At 45.9% G+C, this 1,245-nt stretch carries 1 protein-coding gene and 1 pseudogene; one reads left to right on the top strand and one right to left on the bottom strand.

Annotation, left to right across the window (positions count from 1 at the left end; all coding sequences use genetic code 11):
• The coding region (locus ATN88_RS26045) for a hypothetical protein (RefSeq protein WP_198158329.1) at positions 1 to 238 on the top strand (238 nt) is incomplete at its 5' end.
• A gap of 24 nt (positions 239 to 262) precedes the next feature.
• Here ATN88_RS26045 and fabV read toward each other — a convergent pair.
• Positions 263 to 1,245, bottom strand: a pseudogene (fabV, locus tag ATN88_RS04525) (enoyl-ACP reductase FabV); the annotation flags it as partial.

Below are 1,245 nucleotides of genomic sequence, written 5' to 3'. Positions count from 1 at the left end.
ATTCCAACCACCTTTGGAAGTTGCCTTCCTCGTTGGTATGCGTGGCATTCTACATAAGTTTTTCGGGCTGTCACGTACAAATTTAGGGGATTTCGTTCGTTTGCTTCTTATTCGAGCAAATATGATAAATATCAGCCACATTGATCATATTTTTGGCAATTTTTTCTGGAAATTTGCAGTTTTCACCCTTTTCTTTCTTGTTGTATCAAAAGCAGAAATAAAAAAGGCCAGCGAGTAAGCTGGCCTTTTATCTCGGTACAAATTAGATAGCTTGTACGTCGAAGTTCACTTCTGGGTTTATGTCAGCGTCGTAATCAACACCTTCAATACCAAAGCCGAACAGTTTCAGGAACTCTTCTTTGTACTCAACGTAATCCGTCAGCTCTTTCAGGTTCTCTGAGGTGATTTGCGGCCACAGATCACGGCAGTGCTGCTGAATGTCTTCACGAAGCTCCCAGTCATCCAGACGCAGACGGTTTTTGTCGTCTACTTCTGCTGCTGAGCCGTCTTCTTTGTAAAGACGCTGGCTGAACATACGGAAGATTTGTTCCATACAACCTTCGTGTAGGCCTTCTTCACGCATCTTCTTAAATACCATTGCAATGTACAATGGCATGACTGGAATCGCTGAAGACGCCTGAGTTACCACGCTCTTCAGCACTGCAACGTTTGCACTGCCGCCAGTAGCAGAAAGCTGGGTATTCAAAGCTGCTGCTGCACGGTCTAGGTCCATCTTCGCACGGCCTAGAGCTCCGTCCCAGTAGATTGGCCATGTCAGCTCAGTACCGATGTAGCTGTAAGCAACAGTTTTACAACCGTCAGCCAGTACACCTGCATCAGACAGTGCTTGGATCCACAGTTCCCAATCTTCACCACCCATTACGGTGACGGTATCTTTGATTTCTTCTTCAGTTGCTGGCTCAACACTTGTTTCGATGATTTCATCTTTGTTCGTGTCAACCGCTGTCGAACGGTAAACTTCACCGATTGGTTTCAGAGAAGAACGTACAACTTCGCCAGTCTTAGGCAGTTTGCGCACTGGAGATGCCAGCGAGTAAACAACCATGTCCACCTGACCCAAATCTTCTTTGATCAGTTCAATGGCTTTTTTCTTTGCTTCATCAGAGAAGGCGTCGCCGTTCAGGCTTTTAGAGTAAAGACCTTCTTCTTTCGCAAATTTGTCGAATGCTGCAGAGTTGTACCAACCGCTGTACCCGGCTTTTTCTCCGTGCCAGGTTTTTCGAA

The organism is Enterovibrio coralii (assembly GCF_001559595.1).
GTDB classification, from domain to species: Bacteria; Pseudomonadota; Gammaproteobacteria; order Enterobacterales; family Vibrionaceae; genus Enterovibrio; species Enterovibrio coralii.
The sequence above is the reverse complement of the archived record's forward strand: the minus strand, read 5'-3'. Positions and strand labels throughout refer to the sequence as shown.